Origin of the sequence: Sulfitobacter sp. S223 (assembly GCF_025143825.1) — a bacterium.
GTDB lineage: Bacteria > Pseudomonadota > Alphaproteobacteria > Rhodobacterales > Rhodobacteraceae > Sulfitobacter.
This window is the reverse complement of sequence record NZ_CP083560.1, coordinates 1564578-1584309: the sequence shown is the minus strand read 5'-3', so window position 1 is coordinate 1584309 and position 19732 is coordinate 1564578. Positions and strand designations below refer to the sequence as shown.

At 57.9% G+C, this 19732-nt stretch carries 19 protein-coding genes; 5 read left to right on the top strand and 14 right to left on the bottom strand.

From position 1 onward, the window contains the following. The 5 genes from K3757_RS07625 to cysS are packed head-to-tail and all read right to left on the bottom strand — an operon-like array spanning nucleotide 1 to nucleotide 5427. Nucleotides 1-765: a squalene/phytoene synthase family protein gene (locus K3757_RS07625; protein WP_260000741.1), complete on the bottom strand. Its 765-nt coding sequence runs from the start codon at nucleotides 763-765 to the stop codon at nucleotides 1-3. Continuing rightward, nucleotides 762-1490, bottom strand: coding sequence for a class I SAM-dependent methyltransferase (locus K3757_RS07620; protein WP_260000740.1), 729 nt, complete (start codon nucleotides 1488-1490; stop codon nucleotides 762-764). The genes K3757_RS07625 and K3757_RS07620 overlap by 4 nt, the downstream gene beginning before the upstream one ends. Next, a complete protein-coding gene (locus K3757_RS07615) occupies nucleotides 1480-2457 on the bottom strand; it encodes a lysophospholipase (protein WP_260000738.1) in 978 nt (325 codons plus the stop codon). The genes K3757_RS07620 and K3757_RS07615 overlap by 11 nt, the downstream gene beginning before the upstream one ends. Then, nucleotides 2447-4069: a citramalate synthase gene (cimA, locus tag K3757_RS07610; protein ID WP_260000736.1), complete on the bottom strand. Its 1623-nt coding sequence runs from the start codon at nucleotides 4067-4069 to the stop codon at nucleotides 2447-2449. The genes K3757_RS07615 and cimA overlap by 11 nt, the downstream gene beginning before the upstream one ends. Further along, nucleotides 4069-5427 carry a cysteine--tRNA ligase gene (gene cysS / locus K3757_RS07605; protein ID WP_260000734.1) on the bottom strand — a complete coding sequence of 453 codons (1359 nt, stop codon included), beginning with the start codon at nucleotides 5425-5427 and terminating at the stop codon, nucleotides 4069-4071. Before cysS ends, cimA begins: the two co-directional genes overlap by 1 nt. Before the next feature lie 234 nt (nucleotides 5428-5661). Between cysS and K3757_RS07600 the strand changes: the two genes are divergently transcribed. After that, entirely contained in the window at nucleotides 5662-6840 is a 1179-nt protein-coding gene (locus tag K3757_RS07600) for a pyridoxal phosphate-dependent aminotransferase (protein WP_260000732.1), read from the top strand. Between the two features lie 57 nt (nucleotides 6841-6897). On the opposite strand, the gene K3757_RS07595 is transcribed toward K3757_RS07600, so the two are convergent. Next, nucleotides 6898-7488, bottom strand: coding sequence for an outer membrane protein (locus K3757_RS07595; RefSeq protein WP_260000730.1), 591 nt, complete (start codon nucleotides 7486-7488; stop codon nucleotides 6898-6900). Nucleotides 7489-7875: 387 nt separating this feature from the next. Here K3757_RS07595 and K3757_RS07590 point away from each other — a divergent pair, with 387 nt between their 5' ends. Continuing rightward, nucleotides 7876-9414 carry a trimethylamine methyltransferase family protein gene (locus tag K3757_RS07590; protein ID WP_260000728.1) on the top strand — a complete coding sequence of 513 codons (1539 nt, stop codon included), beginning with the start codon at nucleotides 7876-7878 and terminating at the stop codon, nucleotides 9412-9414. Nucleotides 9415-9512: 98 nt separating this feature from the next. Here K3757_RS07590 and K3757_RS07585 read toward each other — a convergent pair whose 3' ends face one another. Beyond that, a complete protein-coding gene (locus K3757_RS07585; protein ID WP_260000726.1) occupies nucleotides 9513-9761 on the bottom strand; it encodes a hypothetical protein in 249 nt (82 codons plus the stop codon). 247 nt (nucleotides 9762-10008) lie between these two features. Here K3757_RS07585 and K3757_RS07580 point away from each other — a divergent pair, with 247 nt between their 5' ends. The 3 genes from K3757_RS07580 (at nucleotide 10009) to K3757_RS07570 (ending at nucleotide 12465) form a co-directional block, all read left to right on the top strand. Continuing rightward, nucleotides 10009-10506 carry an RNA polymerase sigma factor gene (locus K3757_RS07580; RefSeq protein ID WP_260000723.1) on the top strand — a complete coding sequence of 166 codons (498 nt, stop codon included), beginning with the start codon at nucleotides 10009-10011 and terminating at the stop codon, nucleotides 10504-10506. 91 nt (nucleotides 10507-10597) lie between these two features. Then, nucleotides 10598-11524, top strand: a complete 927-nt coding sequence (locus K3757_RS07575) for an MBL fold metallo-hydrolase (RefSeq protein WP_260000721.1) — start codon at nucleotides 10598-10600, stop codon at nucleotides 11522-11524. Next, nucleotides 11521-12465 (top strand): MBL fold metallo-hydrolase, encoded by a 945-nt coding sequence (locus K3757_RS07570; RefSeq protein ID WP_260000719.1) that lies wholly within the window; start codon nucleotides 11521-11523, stop codon nucleotides 12463-12465. The genes K3757_RS07575 and K3757_RS07570 overlap by 4 nt, the downstream gene beginning before the upstream one ends. A gap of 52 nt (nucleotides 12466-12517) precedes the next feature. Here the strand turns inward: K3757_RS07570 and K3757_RS07565 are convergent, their stop codons facing one another. The 7 genes from K3757_RS07565 to soxC all read right to left on the bottom strand — a co-directional run bounded on the left by K3757_RS07565 (nucleotide 12518) and on the right by soxC (nucleotide 19723). Beyond that, nucleotides 12518-13585, bottom strand: coding sequence for a YeeE/YedE family protein (locus tag K3757_RS07565; RefSeq protein WP_260000717.1), 1068 nt, complete (start codon nucleotides 13583-13585; stop codon nucleotides 12518-12520). A 61-nt stretch (nucleotides 13586-13646) separates the two neighbouring features. Then, a complete protein-coding gene (gene hemA, locus K3757_RS07560) occupies nucleotides 13647-14867 on the bottom strand; it encodes a 5-aminolevulinate synthase (protein ID WP_260000715.1) in 1221 nt (406 codons plus the stop codon). Beyond that, nucleotides 14867-15307 carry a DUF302 domain-containing protein gene (locus K3757_RS07555; RefSeq protein WP_260000713.1) on the bottom strand — a complete coding sequence of 147 codons (441 nt, stop codon included), beginning with the start codon at nucleotides 15305-15307 and terminating at the stop codon, nucleotides 14867-14869. The genes hemA and K3757_RS07555 overlap by 1 nt, the downstream gene beginning before the upstream one ends. Nucleotides 15308-15388: 81 nt before the next feature. Continuing rightward, the gene (locus K3757_RS07550) at nucleotides 15389-16657 is read right to left on the bottom strand and encodes an NAD(P)/FAD-dependent oxidoreductase (protein ID WP_260000711.1); all 1269 of its coding nucleotides are present in this window, start codon (nucleotides 16655-16657) and stop codon (nucleotides 15389-15391) included. A 38-nt stretch (nucleotides 16658-16695) separates the two neighbouring features. Then, entirely contained in the window at nucleotides 16696-17403 is a 708-nt protein-coding gene (locus tag K3757_RS07545) for a c-type cytochrome (protein WP_260000709.1), read from the bottom strand. Between the two features lie 3 nt (nucleotides 17404-17406). Continuing rightward, nucleotides 17407-18471 carry a c-type cytochrome gene (locus tag K3757_RS07540; RefSeq protein WP_260000707.1) on the bottom strand — a complete coding sequence of 355 codons (1065 nt, stop codon included), beginning with the start codon at nucleotides 18469-18471 and terminating at the stop codon, nucleotides 17407-17409. Then, nucleotides 18455-19723 (bottom strand): sulfite dehydrogenase, encoded by a 1269-nt coding sequence (gene soxC, locus K3757_RS07535; RefSeq protein WP_260000704.1) that lies wholly within the window; start codon nucleotides 19721-19723, stop codon nucleotides 18455-18457. The genes K3757_RS07540 and soxC overlap by 17 nt, the downstream gene beginning before the upstream one ends. Between the last annotated feature and the right edge of the window lie 9 nt (nucleotides 19724-19732).

Sequence of the window (19732 nt, the reverse complement as noted above, 5' to 3'; positions counted from 1 at the left end):
CTACCAACGCGCAGTAGCGGCCCGCACAGTAAAGCCCAAGCCGACATCAGGCAGTCGCCCTTCGACGACCGTCTGCGGATAACTGCGTGCTTGCTTCAACGCAGGCTCAGCAGCGGTTGCCGGCAGCAATGCAGGTGCACAGGCACGTGCGACCGAAGCCCTGCCCTTACGCGCCAGTGTAAGCGCGTCCAGCCCGCTTTGCGCCAGATCAGCAACGCCGGACGGCGTTCCGTCCAACAACGGAACCCGCCCCGCAGCTTCAAGCGCGGGGATCGCCCGCAGCCACGCACCAATGCCCGCCGCACGGCCTGCATGGCGCACAGGGTCCTGCTCCGCCTGCCCCAGAACTGATGCAGCCACCCACATCAGATGGCCTGACGTCTGGTCGATATAGCGCTCAAGATCGGCAGCATCCTCAAAAGGATCGCGGTAAATATCCCAACCCCGGGCAGCCACAAGCGCGTCCAGCAGTCTTGCCTGATCGGGACTGACAACCTCTGCCAAGGGTGTTGCCACCTCGTGGCGCCGGACAGGGCCACCTTCGGCGATTTCCTCTAACACATCGCGCCACCACTGCAGGCGCATCTCGGCGATCATCGCCTCTTGGGTGACCCACGGCGCGCGGCTTACTTCCACGTTAAACGCATATAGCGCAAACAGCGCGGCACGTTGCGCCACAGGCGCTAGCATCGCGGTACGAAAACGCAGCGGATCGCCCCGCTCAACAATGGCGGCACAGGCATTCAGATCATCAGACCAAGTCACTTCGGGCGCACCACGCTAAGCAGATAGCCATATTCATCGCGGTGCGCGCGCCAGCAAGCCGCTTCTTCTTCTGCCTCGTCCAGTACAGTGGTCAGAGCAGCGTCCGCCCCTTCCCGCAGCATCGCAATACGTGCATCCAGGGGCGTGAAATATGCCTCCCAGGCGTTGTCGGACAACCGGCGCTGAGCTACCACCTCATAGCCTGCAGCATTGATCTGCGCAGTGATGCCAGCCGCGTTCTGCATGGTCCGGTATTCCCGATCCCAAAGTGCCTTTGCCCGTTCAGACGGGGTATCGGTGAACCAGCACGCCTCAGAAAACGCGATGGCCCCTTCGGGCAACAAGGATTTCCGCCACGCGCGCAAGGCGGTTTCTACCCCCATGAAATAGACAGCACCGGCACACCAGATCAGATCGTACTGGTTGGCAATCACTTTCATGTCAGCCTTCAACACCGTCACGCGGTCATCCTCACGCCACAGGGCGCGTGCGGCTTCAACGAAATGAGGCGTTGCGTCCAAAGCTGTCACATGCCCGTCAGGTGCAGCCTCTAACAATGAAGCGATATCGCCGCCCGGACCACAGGCGACGTCTGCCATCCGCGCACGCGCAGGCAACGTTAACAGGGATACAGCCCAAGCCACATCCTGCGGCACACCCGGCCCCTCGCGCGGAAGATCCCGATGCAGTTTGAAGAACGCTTCCATTTTTGCATCAGAACTCATTCACAAATCCTTTGATAATCGCCTCTGTGCGCGGGTCATCGACCAGATCAAGGTGGTTTGCCCCCAAGATCATGTCATAGCGGCCCTTGCTGGTCACATCCCCCATGGTAGGCGCGTATTGCGATGCGTCAAATGCCTCGTCCGCGCTGCCGGCCAGCAACACAAAAGGCGGAAGCGCTGCAACATCATCCAGATACCTGCTGCGAGGCGCAAAGGAGGTGTTGAGCCTGAATGAATAAGACGTAGTGGCAGTATCGCCTAACGGTCCTTCCAAGACCGTGCGCGGCATATTGAACTGAATAACCGGAAGGTGGTTGAATGTTGTCATGCCGACACTGTTGAGAATGCTCAATCCGATGATCCTGCGAGTCAGCACATGCGCCCAGCCACCCGAATTTTCGCGCGTGGTTGGCGCATTATGCTTGAGAAACGGCGCAAGCAATATCGCACCATCAAGCAGATCACCATGCTGCCCGCCAGCAAAGCGCACAACCAGCCCGCCACCCGAGCTGTGCCCCCCCATAATAACCTTCTGGCCCGGCTTCGCCACGGCTTTGATCAGATCGGCAAGATCATCTTCCAATTGCCCGATATAATCGATGTCGCCACGCCGCCCCGGTGCCGTCCCATGGCCGCGCAAATCCGGAACGATCACATCAGCGTCGCGAGACAGCTCATTGGCAAGCCTGTCAAATTGGAGACCGTGCCAACCAGACCCATGCACCAGCACCAAAAGCGGCACATTATCTGCACCGCCATATGTACGCACCTGCATCTGGTAGCCGTCGCGCATCGGCAACGCCTGTAGTGCTGCGGGGTTTTCGCGGCCTGCCGTCAGCTGACGGCGGAAATCCAGCCCGCCTTCGCCGGTCGTTTGTCCGGGACGTTGCGAAAACACCAGCACTACGGCAACGGCCAACACAGACACAACCGAAATGCCTATATTTTTCAGAATCCTAACCAGCACTCTTCACATCCATATCGCGTATCAGTTTCCAACGGATGGCATCCAGCAGGGCCTCAAAAGACGCATCAACTATGTTGGCTGAAACGCCCACAGTAGACCAAAGGCGGCCCTGCGCGTCTTCGCTGTCGATGATGACGCGGGTCACCGCCTCTGTGCCGCCTTGCGTGATACGTACCTTGAAATCGACCAGCCGCCAGTCTTCCAATTGTGCGGAATACTGACCCAAATCCTTCACCAGCGCTTTGCTTAATGCATTGACCGGGCCACGGTCGCTGCCTGTCTCGTCCATGCTTTCCGAAACTGACAGACGCTTTTCGCCGTCCACCTTAACCACGACGACAGCCTCAGACAGGCTGATCATCTGGTTGTGCTTGTTTTTGCGCCGCTCAACGGTCACGCGGTAGCGTTTGACCTCGAACAATTCAGGCATCTGCCCCAGCACCTTGCGCGCCAACAGCTCAAAGCTCGCTTGTGCCGTATCATAGCTGTAGCCCTCGGCCTCCCGCGCCTTCACCTCGTCAAGGATCAACGCAAGCGCGGGATCGCCCTTTTCAACGTCCAGTCCGGCGCTTGCCAGACGGCGGCGCAGGTTGGACTGGCCCGCCTGATTGGACATCGGAATAATCCGCGCGTTGCCCACAAGCGCGGGATCGATATGCTCATAGGTACTGGGATCTTTAAGGATCGCGCTGGCGTGCAACCCCGCTTTGTGCGCAAAGGCCGAACCGCCCACAAAACCCGCCTGCTTCATCGGTACACGGTTGAGAATTTCATCCAGCATCCGCGACGTACGGGTCAGCCCTTGCAAAGCCTCATCGCTTATCCCTGTCTCATACTGGCTGGCATAAGGTTCTTTAAGCTTCAGGATCGGGATAAGGGTCGTAAGATTTGCATTCCCGCAGCGTTCGCCCAGACCGTTAAGCGTGCCTTGTATCTGACGCGCACCGGCGTCTACGGCTGCCAGCGTACAGGCCACCGCGTTCTCTGTATCGTCATGGGTGTGGATGCCCAAACGGTCACCACTGATACCAGAGGCAATGACGTCTGCTGTGATGCGCCCCACTTCGGCGGGCAATGTGCCGCCATTGGTATCACACAGCACAATCCAGCGCGCGCCAGCGTCGTAGGCCGCGCGGATCGCTTCCAACGCATAGGCAGGGTTGGATTTATAGCCGTCAAAGAAATGCTCCGCATCAAACAGCGCCTCGCGCCCCTGAGCGACCAGATGGGCGATGGATTTTGCGATGTTTTCTGTGTTTTCGGGCAATGTGATGCCGAGCGCGGTTTTGACGTGGAATTCATGGGTCTTGCCAACCAGACAAACACTGGCGGTGTTGGCATTCATCACGGCGGCCAGCACATCGTCATTTTCGGCGGACATGCCATTGCGTTTGGTCATGCCAAAGGCTGTCATTGTCGCGCGCGTTTTGGGCGCTTCGTCAAAGAATGCGGAATCCGTCGGGTTCGCCCCCGGCCAGCCACCCTCGATGTAATCCACGCCCAGCGCGTCCAGCGTCTTTGCGATGATTTGCTTTTCTTCGGTAGAGAATTGCACGCCTTGGGTTTGCTGCCCGTCACGCAGGGTGGTGTCGTAGAGCGAGAGGCGTTCCATCAGAGCGCCTCCAGCTTGTCGGCGTCAAACTCAGGCGTTGGCGTCAGCACGACGCCATCCTTGCTCATTTGCACCTGAACACCAGCGGCGACCAGCATGGATTTAATCCGGTCTACATCGGCAAAGTCCTTTGTTTCCATCGCAGTAACACGCGCATCACTCAGGAATGCTTCGTAGTCCACCAGATCAAAAGAGGCCTGTGCGGCCCATGCAGGAATGATGTCCCCCATCAGCCCCAAAAGCTGCAATCCACTGCGCAGTGCGGCAGCGTCCCCTGCACCTGCGAGCTTGTGCAAATGACCAATCGCGCCTGCCGTGTTCAGATCATCGGCCAATAGACCAATCAAATCCTCATCCGGCGTGCTACCATCGGCAGCAGCGGCCAAGGCATACCACTTGCGCAGCGTCTTCTCTGCCTCTTCGCGCTTCTTCTCTGTCCAGTCCATCGGCTTACGGTAATGGGTGCTGAGCATCACAAAGCGGATCACTTCGCCCGGCACGTCCTGATCCAGCAGGTCACGTACGGTAAAGAAATTGCCCAAGGACTTGGACATCTTCTTACCCTCTACCTGCAACATCTCATTGTGCAGCCAGACATTGGCGAACTTGTCGCCCGCGCAGCAGCTTTGCGCGATCTCGTTCTCATGGTGCGGGAACATCAGATCGTTGCCGCCGCCGTGGATGTCGAAATGCGATCCCAGCAGCTCATGCGCCATGGCAGAGCATTCTATATGCCAGCCCGGGCGCCCACGGCCCCACGGACTGTCCCAACCGGGTGTTTCTGCATCCGAAGGCTTCCACAGAACGAAATCCATCGGGTCTTCTTTGTAGGGCGCGACTTCGACCCGCGCACCAGCGATCATGTCATCCACCGACCGACCCGACAGCGCGCCGTACTCTTTGTACTTGCGCACGCGAAACAGGACGTGACCGTCCTTTTCATAGGCGAAGCCATCGGCCATCAGACCTTCGATCATCGCAACCATCTGCGGGATGTATTCAGTGGCGCGGGGCATGTGCGTGGGTTGCAGGGCGCCGACAGCGCCCATGTCCTCTAGGAACCAGCCGATCGTCTCTTCGGTAATCTCACCGATGGACCTGCCGCTTGCAGCGCTGCGCGCGTTGATCTTGTCATCCACATCGGTGAAATTGCGCACATAGGTCACGTGATCTGCACCGTAGATGTGGCGCAGCAGACGGAAAAGCACGTCAAACACAATCACCGGCCGCGCATTACCAAGGTGTGCGCGGTCATAGACCGTGGGGCCGCAGACGTACATCCGCACGTTTTGCGGATCAATCGGCGCGAAATCCTCGCGCTTGCGTGTCTTGGTGTTGTGCAGTTTGAGGGTCGTCATGGCAAATATCCTATCGGCGCGGGGATGCGCGGGACATGGCACAGTTTCAATGAGAATAAAACAACGTGATCAAGGCCCGCGAGAGGTATCTCAGCAGGTAATGGTACAGCAAATAATCAGCGTCATCTTTGTCATGCTTCCTGCCTAGCCCAAGGCACGCAGTCCGGTCAAGGTTGATTGACAATTCCGCCCGCCTCTGCGCCCCTGCGCTCAACAACTGGAAAGGAGCAAATCATGCAGGCATCAACACGGATTAGCAGTATTCTGGGCGGTGGCTCTGACGGCTGGGAGGTCTTTTTGCGCGCGCGCCAGATGATCGCCGAAGGCACAGCAGTGACGGAGCTGACCATCGGCGAGCATGACATCCGCACCGCTGCGCCGATCCTGCAAGACATGCACCGCGCGTCCATGGCGGGACATACTGGTTATGCCGCAATTCCGGGTATCAATGCTTTGCGCGACGCAATTGCCGCGCGGGTTACGGCGCGCACAGGTGTGCCCACCAACCGCGACAACGTGATGATCACACCCGGTGGACAGTCAGCGCTTTTCGCAGCGCATATGGCTGTGATCGATCCCGGCGATACGGCGCTTTATATCGATCCCTATTATGCCACCTACCCCGGCACCCTGCGCGGCGCCAGCGCGGTGCCCGTTGCTATTGAGGCCCAGGCCGAGGCTGCGTTTCAACCGCGCCCCGCTGATATTGCGGCAGTGGCAGACGGGGCGAAATCCCTGCTCGTAAACTCACCCAACAATCCAACGGGCGTGATCTACAGCCGCGAAACGCTGGAAGGTATCGCAGAGGTTTGCCGTGACCATGATCTGTGGCTCATCTCGGATGAGGTCTATGACACCCAGATTTGGGAAGGCACGCATATCTCCCCCCGCGCGCTTGAGGGTATGGCAGAGCGCACGCTGGTTGTCGGCTCCATGTCGAAAAGCCACGCCATGACGGGATCGCGGATCGGCTGGGTAATCGGGCCTGAAGAAATCGTAGAGCATTTGATCAATCTCGCCACGCACACCACCTATGGCGTCCCCGGCTACATTCAGGATGCGGCCTTGTTCGCGCTAGAGCTGGGCGACGCGTTCGAGGCAGAGATCGCAGAGCCGTTCCGCCGCCGCCGCACCTTGGCCCAGAACGTGCTGGCCGCGCAAAATGTGGTCGGCACTGTCCCGAACGGAGGCGCAATGTACATGATGCTCGATGTCTCAGCCACGGGTCTGAATGGTGAAAGCTTTGCCAACGCCCTGCTGGATGCGCATCATATCGCTGTGATGCCCGGAGAGAGCTTTGGCGCAGCTGCAGCGGGCCATATCAGGGTGGCAATGACGATCGAGGACAGCGCATTCGAGCAAGCCCTCAAGACGCTTTGCGCCTTTGCAGAACAGCTAAGCGCAAACCGCTAACCCACAAAAAAAGGCGCGCCTTGTTACGGGCGCGCCCTTCTTACCGTACCTTGAACCTTAGAAGCGGAACGAACCACGCAGGTTGAAGGTTGTGGCATCGGCGTCAACGCCGGAACCACCGATATCATCAAAGCGGTGCTCCAGCAGTTCACCACCTACGGTGAAGCGGTCTGTGACCTGATAGGCAACACCAACACCGACGAATTCACCAGTGTCTTTACCCAGGCTGGTGTCCACACGTGCAGCACCGGCTGTTGCATAAACCAAAGTCCGGCCCAGATCGTAACCGCCGCGCAGTTTCAAGCGCGTCACGCTATCAACGTCTGCCGCGCCGCCAAGATCGATGTCTGTCTTGTCATACTCAAGCTCGCCACCAACGACGTAGCGACCAAAGTCATAGTCGTAACCAAGGTGCACACCATAGGTCGCATCATCGCCATCCGCATCGCCGTCACCGTCGATGTCGGCGTAGCCAAGGTTCAGACCACCATAAGCGCCGGTCCAGTCAGTCCCTACTTCAACAGGGGCGTAAATGGGCTCTGCAACGGGCTCGACAACCGGGTCTGCCAAGTTGCCTGCAAAGGCTGTGGTGCCAAGCAGTGATGTCGCCAGAACGGATGCGGTACCGAATTTGTTGAACGTTTTCATGGTTGTCTCCTAAATATTTCTATTATCCATGTCAGACAGTCTGGCTGCCCTTCAGTGCGATAACACTGCAATTAGGTATTCGTTCCCGACAATGCGAGGCAGGCGGATTCACCACGAGCCAATCGTCGCCTAAACGGCCGGAAACCGGCAAAAACACGCTGGTTCCGACGCGGTAGCGAAAAATTGACCAGCGTCGCAAATAGGACAGATTTGGTCGCCTTTCCTTTCCACTCTTGTGGTCAAAGGGAGCCCAGGCATGCAGCACACAACCTGCACGGCGATTTTGGTCAAGCGCACCATCGGCGCTGAGCGCGGCCGCGCGGCACGCGGGGCACCATAGGGAAACGCAGCAAGCCCATCACGCCCCTCTTTTAGAAAGAACTGCTCATGAATGTTCAAACATCATCCCGCTCCGGTGGCCGCGCGGCGCGCCGTGCTGCCCGCTCCACTGCCCTGCCCGATAGCTTGCGCCCCGTGCGCGCTGGTCTTGAGGGCGGCCAGTACAAACCATTGTCAGAAGCGGATGTGCTTAAAATCCACCATGCAGCCCTTGATGCACTAGAAACCATTGGTCTGGCTGATGCGCCCGCCTCCGGTGTTGCATACCTCACCGCAGCCGGGGCTGTGTTGGGCGATGACGGGCGCATCCGCTTTCCCCGCGCCTTGGTCGAAGACACATTAGCCCGCGCCAACCGTTCTCTCACCTTGATGAGCCGCGACGGCATGAACGATCTGGATCTGTCGGGCACCCGCGTACACTATGGTACCGCAGGGGCAGCGGTGCATCTGGTCGATGTGGATGGCAAGCACTACCGCGATTGTGGTGTGCAGGATTTGCATGACGCGGCAAAAATCGTGAACACACTGGAAAACATCCACTTTTGTCAGCGCCCGATGGTCTGCCGAGACATCCTGGACAATATGGAGATGGATTATAACTCCATTTATGCCTGCGTAAGCGGAACCACAAAACATATCGGTACGTCCTTTACCGATCCCGCCTTCGTCGCCCCTGCAATCGAGATGCTGCATATGATTGCCGGCGGTGAGGACAAATGGCGCGAGCGTCCCTTCGTCACCAACTCCAACTGCTTTGTTGTCCCCCCGATGAAGTTCGCCACCGAAAGCTGTCTGGTCATGGAGGAATGCATCAAGCACGGCATGCTTGTGCTGCTTCTCTCGGCCGGTATGGCGGGGGCGACGGCGCCCTCTACTGTGGCAGGGGCCATTGTGCAGGCCGTTGCCGAATGTCTGGCGGGACTTGTCTATGTCACGGCAGTCAAACCGGGCCATCCTGTGATCTTCGGCACGTGGCCCTTTGGGCTGGACCTGCGCACAGGGGCGATGACCGGCGGCTCGGGTGAGCAAGCCTTGCTGACCGCGGGCTGCGCCCAGATGCATGCCTTCTACGATCTGCCCGGTGGCGCTGCGGCAGGGATTGCCGACAGCAAGCTGCCGGATATGCAGGCTGGATGGGAGCAGATGTGTTCGAACGTGATGGCCGGTCTCTCTGGTCTTAACATGGTGTATGAAGCTGCGGGCATGCACGCGTCCCTGCTGGGGTTCTGCCACGAAAGCCTGATTTTGGGGGATGACATCATCGGACAGGCGCTGCGCTGTGTACGTGGCATTGAAGTCAACGACGAGACTCTGGCGCTGGATCAGATGGCCGAGGTTTGTTTAGGTGGACCCGGCCACTACCTCGGGACGTCCGGCACGCTTAGCCGGATGCAAAGCGACCACTGCTACCCGACCTACGGCAACCGCATGTCGCCCAAAGAATGGGTTGAGAAAGACAAGCCCGACCTGATTGAAACAGCCGTTGCACGCAAGGAGGCAATTCTAGGCGCACCGTCTGCTGCAGCCCTTGATCCAATTGTTGATCGTGCGATCCGTGCAAAGTTCAACATCCATCTAAAGGGATAGACCCGTCAAAATACCAGAGGTCCGGTCACTGAGTTGACCGGACCTCCAATAATCTGCACGCGACGCCGCCACATCTGCGCGCAAATCTTGCGGGCGGCTTAGGTTGTCGGCATCAGACCCGCCTCTTGCGCCGCCTTCACTTCGGCATCTTCCAATGTGCCGTCCCCGTTGAGATCCATCGTGGTGAACTGATCTTCGGTCATGTCGGGAAAAACTGCCTGAACTTCTTCAAGGCTCAGCACGCCATCCTCGTTTGCATCTGCTTCTGTCCCGTTTTGGCCCATCGCAAAGGCAGGTAGGGCAAGGACTGTCGCAGCGATCACCGTGAGGGTTTTGAGGTAAGTCATAGGTGTCTCCATTTTCTGGTTGTCTAAAGCGGGGCACCGGATGGCGCCCTCATACAACCAGATGCGCTTTTGCGCTGCTGCGTCCCTTCCTTGCGGACAAGCGCGGCGTACCGCCGATTTGCGCCCTGAATATGCGCGCCGGATCGCCTAAAAAACCGTGGTCTATCGGGTAGGCGAAATTCCCCCTATGGTTGAATTAAAAAATTTAGGCATGGTGCCAGTTGCCAATAGCAGCTGGAGACCCTTGATGGACTTACACCTAAACACAGCAGACTTTGGTCCTCTCGTCATCCGCCTGCGCGGCCGCGCACAGCGCTTGGGTCTACAGCCCTGCGACGCAGAAGATATGGCACAAGAGGCCATTCTACGCCTCATGCAGCGCATGGAACGGTCCCACGTAAAAGTCCCGGAAAACTATGCGATGATCATTCTGCGCAATCTCGCACGCGCGCGGTGGCGGGCGCACATTGAATTATTGGAACTGGAGGAAGCCAGCGCCAGCACCCCGCCGCTTGGCGATAGCCGGCTGGCACTGGATACGCTGCGCCGCGCCATTGCGGCACTGCCAGCCGAACAGGCCTGCGTGATGGAATTGGTCCTGCATGGCGAATGCAGCCCCCGTGCGATTGCCGCGCGTCTGGATGTGCCCGAAGGCACAGTTATGTCGCGCCTTGCCCGCGCCAGAGCCACCTTGCGCCGTGTGATCGGGTTGGAGACAGGTATGCCGGTGGCCGATCTTTTATAGATTGAGAGCATCAGACCATGCGCCATACAGCTTGCCACCTTCCACACAATCCATCATATTCGAAATAACGAATTTATGGGAGGACAGCGAGATGCCATTCACAAGACGCGACTTTATGGCCGCCAGTGCAGGATTTGCCGCCAGCACGGCGTTGGGGCTCAAGCCCCGTATGGCCCATGCACAATTAGCGCTGGGAGAAATCAGGCTTGATGTCGTCAGCGACGGCTCTCTCACCCTGCCCGGCGGGTTCATCTTTGATACGATGCCAAAGGACGCACTGGCGCCCATTCTGGAAAAATACGACCTTTCAGCGGAGGTATTGACGCCCCCCTGCAACGTGACACTGATGCGCAGTGGCAAGCGCGTCATCCTGTTTGACGTGGGCTCCGGCCCCGATTTTGCGCCGAATGCGGGGGAAATCGTGACCTCGCTTGAGGCACTTGGCGTCACACCTGAGGATGTCACCGATGTGGTCTTCACCCATGCTCACCCTGACCACCTGTGGGGCCTATTGGACGACTTCGACGATCCGCTTTTCGCGCAGGCCAGCTATATGATCGGCAAGGCGGAATGGGACTACTGGATGAATCCGAACACCGTAGACGAGATCGGGGATGCGCGCGCATCATTTGCCGTTGGCGCACAGCGTCGACTGGCAGCGATTGAAGACACCATCACCTTATTCAACGATGGCGAAGAGATCATTCCGGGTGTCGCCGCCCGTGCGACATTGGGCCATACACCGGGACATATGTCTTTCGAAGTCCGCGACGGCAGCAATGCGGTGATGATCCTTGGCGATTGCATCGGCAACCATCACGTGGCCTTTGAGCAGCCCGCATGGATTTCCGGCTCCGATCAGGACGGCGAAGCGGCGGCGAAAACACGTGTGGACCTACTGGACCAACTCGCAGCCGAGAAGACCCAGATAATCGGCTTTCACCTTGCCGGTGACGGCATCGGTCATGTCGAGAAATCGGCCTCCGCGTATACATTCGTACCAGGCGAAAAAGCATGAAACAGCTTCTTACTCTTTGCGCTTTTGCCGCCCTGCCCGCCTTTGCCAGCGAGGATATCGCAGACCAGTATCCCGCGTCTGAGCTATATTCCAAGCCGGTAGAGGTGATCCCCCACGTCTGGTCTGCTATCGGTGCTACCGCGCCGCCCACCTATGAGAACGCGGGCCACAACAACAACCTTAGCTTTATTGTTACGGGTGACGGTGTGGTGGTCGTGAACGGCGGCGCGTCCTATGCGCTGGCCAAAGCGTTGAACGAAGAAATCAAAAACGTAACATCACAGCCCGTAAAGCTTGTTTTTAACGAGAACGGTCAAGGGCATGCCATGCTTGGCAACTCTTACTGGGCCGAACAGGGGGTTGATATTGTCGCCCACGTGGACGCCGCAGCGGCCTTCGAGGAAAGTGGTCACCAATCCCTGCGTGCGGCCATTGCAACGACCAAAGAGCGCGCTGATAAAACCGAAGTCATCAGCCCCAGCATCACCTTCGAGGATGCGTATATCGTCGAAATGGGAGAGATGAAGATCGAAGCCCGCTACCTTGGCCCTGCCCACAGCCCTGGTGACATCGTAGTCTGGCTGCCTGAACAGGAATTGGTGATCTCTGGTGACATGGCCTTCCACGAGCGGATGCTGCCAATCTTCGAAGACACTATGACTGCCGACTGGATTGAAACCTGGGAAACCGTGTTTGAACCGATGGGCGCGACCTATGTCATTCCCGGTCACGGGCATCCGACAAATATGGATCAGGTGCGCCGGTATACCCACGATTATCTGGTGTACCTGCGTGACAAGATCGGTGCCCATCTGGACGACGGTGGTACGCTTGCTGATGCCTATTATGTGGATCAAACGCCCTATACCGGTCTGGACACCTTTGAAGAACTGGCGACCAAAAATGCAGGTCGCGTCTATGAGCAGATGGAATTCGAATAAAAGCGTCGGGGTGCGGTATCAGGCTGATACGCACCCCCGCAAATAGCTGGTCCTAGGCAGCAGCGCGTGACGCGGTTGGCACGCGAGACAGCGCAATATGGGTGGCCATTGCCCCGACCCACATGAAAGAAAGCGCGAGCCATGCAGTTACGGCAAAAATAGAGCCGCCAGACATGCCCGCCCCTACGGCGCAACCACCGGCCAGCATGCTGCCGAACCCCATCAACACCGCACCGATCAGATAGCGCTCCATTGGCGTGTCGATACCAAAGCGTTCGATCCGTGCCTCACGGCGCAGCAGTGCCATACCGCCTGCACCGACAAACACCCCCGGCACCAGCCCCACTCCGAAACCAAGCGGCAGGTCGGAGGTGTTAACCAACCCCATCAATGTATCCGTAGACGGCCCCGTGAAAGTGACAGAGGAAATCGCAACAACTTCGAAGGAGCTTTGCGCGATGGCAAAGGTCAGCAGCCAACCCACCCCGATGGCCAGCCCCACACCAGCAGCGGCCCAAGCCTGTGTGGCAATGACATGTCGCCGACGCGCCAGCCAAAAACCGAAAACGAGCCCGGCAGCCGCAAGAACTGCTGCCATGGTTGAACTGAGCCCGATCAGCGACAGGATATTGCGCCCGTCTCCGCCTTGCACCAGCCACAATCCGCCAAGGTTTTCGCGCAATGGCGATAGCGCGCCGCGCAAGGACGCTTGTGCCACCAACGTCAGGACAAGCCCTGTCATCAGCGCGCGCAGGTTCCCTGTTGCTGACAAGACCAGCAATCGGCTGGCACACCCCCGTGCAAGGATCATACCGCAGCCAAACATCAACCCGCCAATCATCGCGCCTGACAAACTGCCTGTGGCTGCCAGCGGTCGGGCCTCGTTCACGTCCAGCCAGCCCGCCGCGATTGCGCCTTGCACGGCCAGCACAGCAGCCGAAAAAGCAATAAACCAGATCGACAAGCGCGGGCCAAAGCGACCTTCGGCAACTTCGACCGTGGCAGCGCGCAAGCAAAAGCGCGAATGCTGCGCCATAACGCCAAACAAGACGCCGGTAATCGCACCAGCGGCGGCCAGGACGAAACCATCTCCGAAGCGGTCCAATACGGTCTCAAGCATCTGACGATCCTTTGTGTTGGACGATCATGCAGATGGCCGCAGATGCCTACCTCACATGCCGCTATTGCGCGGCAAGCGGCATCCGTGCCAACTGACATTGCGCCCATAGGTCTTCAAGCGCGCCGATAAGCTGTTCGATATCCGCATCGCTGTGCACCGGTGACGGCGTGATGCGCAGACGTTCGGTGCCTTTCGGGACCGTGGGATAATTGATCGGCTGGATATAAATGCCGTATTCTTTCAACAGCATATCCGAGATGAATTTGCATTTATGCGGGTCACCAACCATCACCGGAATGATGTGGCTGGGGTTTTCCACATGGGGGATGCCGATGGCGTCAAGCCGCGCCCGCACCTGTGCCACCTTGGCTTGCTGCTCCGCCCGTTCTGCCGCGCTGTCTTTCAGGTGCCGGATGGAGGCTGCTGCTCCGGCGGCAACCGCAGGCGGAAGGGCGGTGGTAAAGATAAACCCACTGGCAAAGCTGCGCACGAAATCGCACAGCTCGGTCGAAGCGGCGATGTATCCGCCAACCACACCAAACGCCTTGCCCAGCGTTCCCTCAATCACAGTGAGGCGGTCCATCAGCCCGTCGCGTTCGGCAATGCCGCCGCCGCGTGGACCGTAGAGGCCAACCGCATGCACTTCGTCCAGATATGTCATGGCATTATATTTATCGGCCAGATCGCAGATCGCCTCGATCGGGGCGATGTCACCATCCATGGAATAGACGCTCTCAAACGCGATCAGCTTGGGTCGGTCGAGCGGCAAGGCTGCCAGCTTGGCCTCCAGATCGGCAAGATCATTGTGCTTCCAGATCATTCGTTCTGCTTTGGAATGGCGGATACCTTCGATCATTGACGCATGGTTCAGCGCGTCAGACAGGACCACACAATCAGGAATGCGCCCCGCAAGCGTACCAAGCGCCGCCCAGTTCGAAACATAACCGGACGTAAACAGCAGCGCGTCTTCCTTGCCGTGCAGATCGGCCAACTCGGCCTCCAGCAGGACATGGTCGTGCGTTGTGCCCGATATGTTGCGCGTGCCACCAGCACCTGCCCCACAACGATCCAACGCTTCGTGCATGGCCTCCAGCACCTTGGGGTGCTGGCCCATGCCGAGATAGTCGTTTGAACACCAAATGGTCACATCCGATGTCTCAGTCCCGTGCGACGTCGCATGTGGGAAATCGCCGCAAGTTCGCTCCAATTCAGCGAACACGCGATAGTTGCCCTGATCGCGCAGATCGTCCAGCGCGCCCTTAAAAAAATTCTGGTAGTTCATTAGTCCCCCACCGCCTCGCGGACGATATCATCAAGCAGTGCTTGTACTTCCTGCATGGCACCTTCGGGATAGTTCCGGTGCCCGATCATCACCTGACCGTCGCGGTCCGCAACAAAAATCCCGTAGGGACAATGCGCAATATTCATCGGATCGGCTTCCATCACCTTGCGCGACACCACAGCCGAGCAGAACAGAAACACATCCGCAGCCTCGAACAGCTTCACTTCGCTGCCCACGTCCGCCGCCGTCCGGTTGAGCATTTCACCCGTGTGGCTCACGTAATCGATCACAAGTCCCCGACCGACAATCGCGCTTTCAACGCTGAAGGTAGCGTCATCAAAGCTGCCCTCGAATGAATGCACTGTGTACGCCTCTTCGGCACCGGCACTCACACTGGTTGCGATGCCAAAAACAGCTGCCAACAAAATAGATCGTACCATGTCATTCTCCTCTTTGTTGATCAGTTTCTCACGTAACAAAAACCTGAGCCTTGATCTGCATCAAGGCTCAGGCGGTTTAACCTAAGCGCCGAACATGTCCGCGGTGATACCGGCATACCAGCCCTCGGATTCCTCATAGGTCGTCTTGCGCAATTCGGCAGTTTCGCCTGTGGCTGAGATAAACCCATCTACTTTGGCGATTTTTTCCGGCGTTGCCTCATAGGTGGCTCCGACTTTGACGCCGTCATTGGTGTCAATCAGTGACCAGCATGTGTTAGAAAACTTTGCCGGAAAGACCTTGGAGCCGGTCAGCGCACCGCGCACCGCATTGGCGCAAACCTTTGCCTGCGAGTTGGCAGAGAAACCGGATTTCGGCATATCGCCCTGCTGTGCGGAATCGCCTAGCACGTAGATATCAGCATCTGCCTTGGAGGACATGTCAGCGGCGTTCACCGGCGCCCAGTTCCCCTCAGTCACGCCAGCAAGTTCGGCGATATGACCCGCCTTCATCGCAGGGATGACGTTGCAAACATCGACGCTGGTTACTTCACCGTCGATGGACAGCGTCATCGCGTCAGGATCAACCACGACATTGCCGCCGCCGAAATCAGAGCCGATCCAGTCAATCATGCCGGAATAATGGTTCGACCAACCTTCCTGAAACAACGATTGCTTCGAGAATTTCTCTTTCGGATCGGCAACAAGGATCTTGGCTGTCGGATTGTTAGCCTTCAGGTAATGCGCCACCATCGAGATCCGCTCATACGGGCCCGGAGGGCAGCGGTAAGGATTAGGAGGTGCGACCATTGCAAAGGTCCCGCCCTCAGGCATCGCCATCAGCTGTGCTTTGAGCAATTCAGTCTGTGATCCGCCCTTATAGGCATGGGGCATGGCGTTTTGCGCAGACAGGTCCCAGCCCTCAACCGCGCCGTCCACAAAATCAATACCCGGCGACAGGATCAGCTTGTCATAGGGGACAGAGCCGCCACTGGCGAGCGCCACCATCTTGGTATCGCGGTCCACGCCCACGGCGTAGTCATGCACGACATTCACCCCACCTGCAGCAAGACCGCCATAGGAATGACCGAGATCATCCATCTCTTTGAAGCCGCCCAGATAAAGGTTGGAGAAGAAACAGGTGTAATACTGGCGCGTCGGTTCAATCAGCGTCACGGCGATTTCGCCCTTGCTGTCTTTGGCGATGTAGCGCGCAGCCGTGGCACCACCTGCCCCGCCACCTACGACAACCACACGCGGCTTACCGTGGCCCGCTGCAAAGACCGCAGGTGCGGCAAGTGTTGCGGCCGCGGCAGCGCCCGTACCAAGGAATATCCGTCTGTTCAGTGTCATGATCGTCTCCTCCCAGAGTTATCAATTTGGTGGCCCCGTTATTCGAGGTCCTTGAAGTAGGCAGCCAAGGCTGCAATCTCTTCGTCAGACAAACGCCCTGCCATCATTTGCATGACAGGATGCGGTCTGAGCTTGCGTTTATAGGCGTGCATGGCAACCACGAAATCTTCATCGGGCCAGCCGCTGATGCCGGGAATACCGTCATTGGCCCCGCTTGCCTGATGGCATGTCTGGCACTCACTGGCGAGGTATTCACCGTATTCGGGATCCCCCTGAATGGCCAGAATCGCGGGATCAAGATCATGATCCGTGCCCCGCGCCGTTGGCTCCGCTTCGGGGATATTTGCAGGATTGTCGGAATAGACCCTCAAATAGGCCAGCAGATCGTCACGCTTTTGTGGATCATCCAGACCGCGAAAACTCATCCGGGTTTTCGAGACCAAAGCGCGAGGGTTTTCAAGATAGGCATCAAGCGTTTCGGCCGTCCAGATCAGACCATCATTGCCCATGCGGATCATATTGGGGGAGTATGTTACCCCCGTAACAACACCCGCCGTGCGCCCGTATATCCCGTTCAGCTGTGGTCCAACGCGATTGCGCGCATCTTTTCCCACATCATGGCAGGCGCTGCAATTTTTCTTGAAAACCGCAGCGCCTTTTTCTGGATCACCAATTTCGCTGGCCCAGCCCGCCCCCGCCACCGCAAGGGCGGCAAGAGTGACGACAGATTTGGCCAGCGATCCCATTGGTTAGTCGCCTACTGACTTCAGGTATTCGACAACCGCAAGCTGGTCGTCTTCCTTCCTGAGCCCTGCAAAGGACATCTTAGTGCCCTTCATGTACTTCTTGGGGTTCTCCAGAAAGCTTGCCAGTTCGGCTTCGGACCAGACCAGACCGTCCTCAGCCGCCTTTTGCATGGGCTTGGAATACTTGAAGCCTTCAACAGCGCCGGCCGCATGATCTACGATCCCGTTCAGCATCGGGCCAACCTTGTTCTTGGCGCCTTCGCCGACCTGATGGCAAGATTTACACTTTCTGAAAACCTTTTCGCCCTTGGCAGCCAGATCAGCATCAAAAGCAGCCGCCACCACTTCAGGTTCCGCTTCTGCTGGTGCTTCTTCTTTGGGTGCCTCTGCTACAACGACTGCGGGCTCTTCTGCAGCTGGCTCGGCAGCAGCTTCTTCCTGCGGTGTCACGTCCAGAACCATCGCGCGCATGGTGACTTTCACAGGCTCGCTTTTGCAGTTCTCCATGCAAGGCTCACCCGACCAAACTGCATATTCAGTCTCGGCGCGGTCATCCACGAAGAAGCCGTCGGCGTTGGGCATTTCCACGTCAAAGAACGTTTCTTTGGAAAGCACAAAATCATCTTCGATCAGATCGTTGGAATACAGGATATAGGCGACGATTGCGTAGGTTTCATCATCGGTCAGCGTGCCTGCATTGCCATACGGCATCGACCGTTTGATGTAGTCAAACGCGGTAGACAGATAGGGCCAGTAAGAGCCGACTGTCTTAAGCGGGTCTTCACGATCCAGTGTATCTGCCCCACCGGCCAACTTTGGCCAGTTGCCGATGCCTTCGGCGAAATCACCGTGGCAGGCTGCGCATTTGTCGGCGAAAATCTCTTCGCCAACGATTGCATCACCTGACCCTGCGGGCAGACCCGTTCCGTCAGGATGAACTTCGCCGTTCCATGCGGCGACCTCTTCTGGCAAGGCCGGACGGCCCAACCCGAGTTTTTCTGCAAACGCCGGACCGGAGACCAGAGCCAGAGCTGTCAAAAGAGCTGTTGATTTAAGAAACTTCGACATTTTCCGCCTCGCCGTTGCTGCGCACCAGCCATGTCTGGATACAGTTATTGTGATAGATTGAATTCAGGCCGCGCACTTCGCGCAGCTGTGCTTTTGTGGGTTGGATATAACCTGTGTCGTCCATGGCGCGACTTTGAAGCATCATTTCCGATCCGTCCCAATCCGTGTCGAGATAGAAGCGCGTAAGCGCCATCTTCTCGCCCGGCTTGGCCAGACGTGCGGTTTCCCACGTCATGCCGCCATCTTTGGAGACATCAACACGGGTGATCGCCCCGCGACCAGACCAAGCCAGACCAGAGATCACCAGCGGCCCTTTTCCATGGGTAATCGGCGCCTGAGGGCTGGGGCTGGTTACGACAGATTTGGCATCCATCGCCCATGTCCACTTGCGGCTTGTGCCGTCTTCAAGCGTGTCGGTGTATTTCGATGTCTCTTCGCGGCTTTCTACGGGGGTATCGACAACTTCGATCCGGCGGATCCACTTGACCCACATATTGCCTTCCCAACCCGGCACAACAAGACGCACAGGATAGCCATGCTCCTTGCGCAGCGCCTCGCCATTGGCCTTGAACGCGATCAAGCAGTCATCCAGCGCCTTTTCCATCGGGATCGAGCGGCCATTGGAAGAAGCATCCGCCCCCTCAACAAAGACCCATTTATCCTTGAGATCGCCTGCCGTGTCCAAGCCTGCCTCTTCCAGCAGGGTGCGCAGCGGAACGCCCGTGTATTCCATGTTATGGATCATACCATGGGTGAACTGCGCACCGTTGAGCTGCGCGCCTGCCCACTCCATGCCTGTATTGGCTGCACATTCGCAGAAATACACGTGGTTTTCACGCGGGAACCGTTCAAGATCAGCGTAGGTAAAGACCAGCGGCGTATCGACCAAGCCGTTGATCATCAGGCGGTAATCTTCTTTCTTGAGCTCAATCGCACCGGAGTGGTGACGCTCGAACGCACAGCCCTGCGGCGTGATGGTACCATCAAGCGCGTGGATCGGCGTGAAGTTGATCGAGCTGACCGTATCTGCGGTGAGCCACTCAACGTTGCGGCGGATGACATCGCTCTCATACTCGATCGGCATGCCGTAAGGCGTTGCATCTACCCCCTCGCCAAAGGCCTGCGCCCAAGGCTGCACTTCGGTGATCAGCGGATCAGGCGTTTGCGCCTTGGCAGTTCCGGCAACAGTGATTGCTGCGCCAGCCGCTACGCTGCTTCTTAAAAATTGTCTGCGTGAGGGTTTATGCGTCATGGCATTCTC

Excerpts from the sequence above, each read along its gene's own strand:
- K3757_RS07620 (WP_260000740.1), bottom strand. The coding sequence starts at position 1,490 with ATGAGTTCTGATGCAAAAATGGAAGCGTTCTTCAAACTGCATCGGGAT.
- cysS (WP_260000734.1), bottom strand. The coding sequence starts at position 5,427 with ATGACGACCCTCAAACTGCACAACACCAAGACACGCAAGCGCGAGGAT.
- K3757_RS07565 (WP_260000717.1), bottom strand. The coding sequence starts at position 13,585 with ATGCTTGAGACCGTATTGGACCGCTTCGGAGATGGTTTCGTCCTGGCC.
- K3757_RS07555 (WP_260000713.1), bottom strand. The coding sequence starts at position 15,307 with ATGGTACGATCTATTTTGTTGGCAGCTGTTTTTGGCATCGCAACCAGT.
- K3757_RS07575 (WP_260000721.1), top strand. The coding sequence starts at position 10,598 with ATGCCATTCACAAGACGCGACTTTATGGCCGCCAGTGCAGGATTTGCC.
- K3757_RS07585 (WP_260000726.1), bottom strand. The coding sequence starts at position 9,761 with ATGACTTACCTCAAAACCCTCACGGTGATCGCTGCGACAGTCCTTGCC.
- K3757_RS07600 (WP_260000732.1), top strand. The coding sequence starts at position 5,662 with ATGCAGGCATCAACACGGATTAGCAGTATTCTGGGCGGTGGCTCTGAC.
- K3757_RS07595 (WP_260000730.1), bottom strand. The coding sequence starts at position 7,488 with ATGAAAACGTTCAACAAATTCGGTACCGCATCCGTTCTGGCGACATCA.
- K3757_RS07580 (WP_260000723.1), top strand. The coding sequence starts at position 10,009 with ATGGACTTACACCTAAACACAGCAGACTTTGGTCCTCTCGTCATCCGC.
- hemA (WP_260000715.1), bottom strand. The coding sequence starts at position 14,867 with ATGAACTACCAGAATTTTTTTAAGGGCGCGCTGGACGATCTGCGCGAT.
- K3757_RS07570 (WP_260000719.1), top strand. The coding sequence starts at position 11,521 with ATGAAACAGCTTCTTACTCTTTGCGCTTTTGCCGCCCTGCCCGCCTTT.
- cimA (WP_260000736.1), bottom strand. The coding sequence starts at position 4,069 with ATGGAACGCCTCTCGCTCTACGACACCACCCTGCGTGACGGGCAGCAA.
- K3757_RS07545 (WP_260000709.1), bottom strand. The coding sequence starts at position 17,403 with ATGGGATCGCTGGCCAAATCTGTCGTCACTCTTGCCGCCCTTGCGGTG.
- K3757_RS07590 (WP_260000728.1), top strand. The coding sequence starts at position 7,876 with ATGAATGTTCAAACATCATCCCGCTCCGGTGGCCGCGCGGCGCGCCGT.
- K3757_RS07550 (WP_260000711.1), bottom strand. The coding sequence starts at position 16,657 with ATGACACTGAACAGACGGATATTCCTTGGTACGGGCGCTGCCGCGGCC.
- K3757_RS07540 (WP_260000707.1), bottom strand. The coding sequence starts at position 18,471 with ATGTCGAAGTTTCTTAAATCAACAGCTCTTTTGACAGCTCTGGCTCTG.
- soxC (WP_260000704.1), bottom strand. The coding sequence starts at position 19,723 with ATGACGCATAAACCCTCACGCAGACAATTTTTAAGAAGCAGCGTAGCG.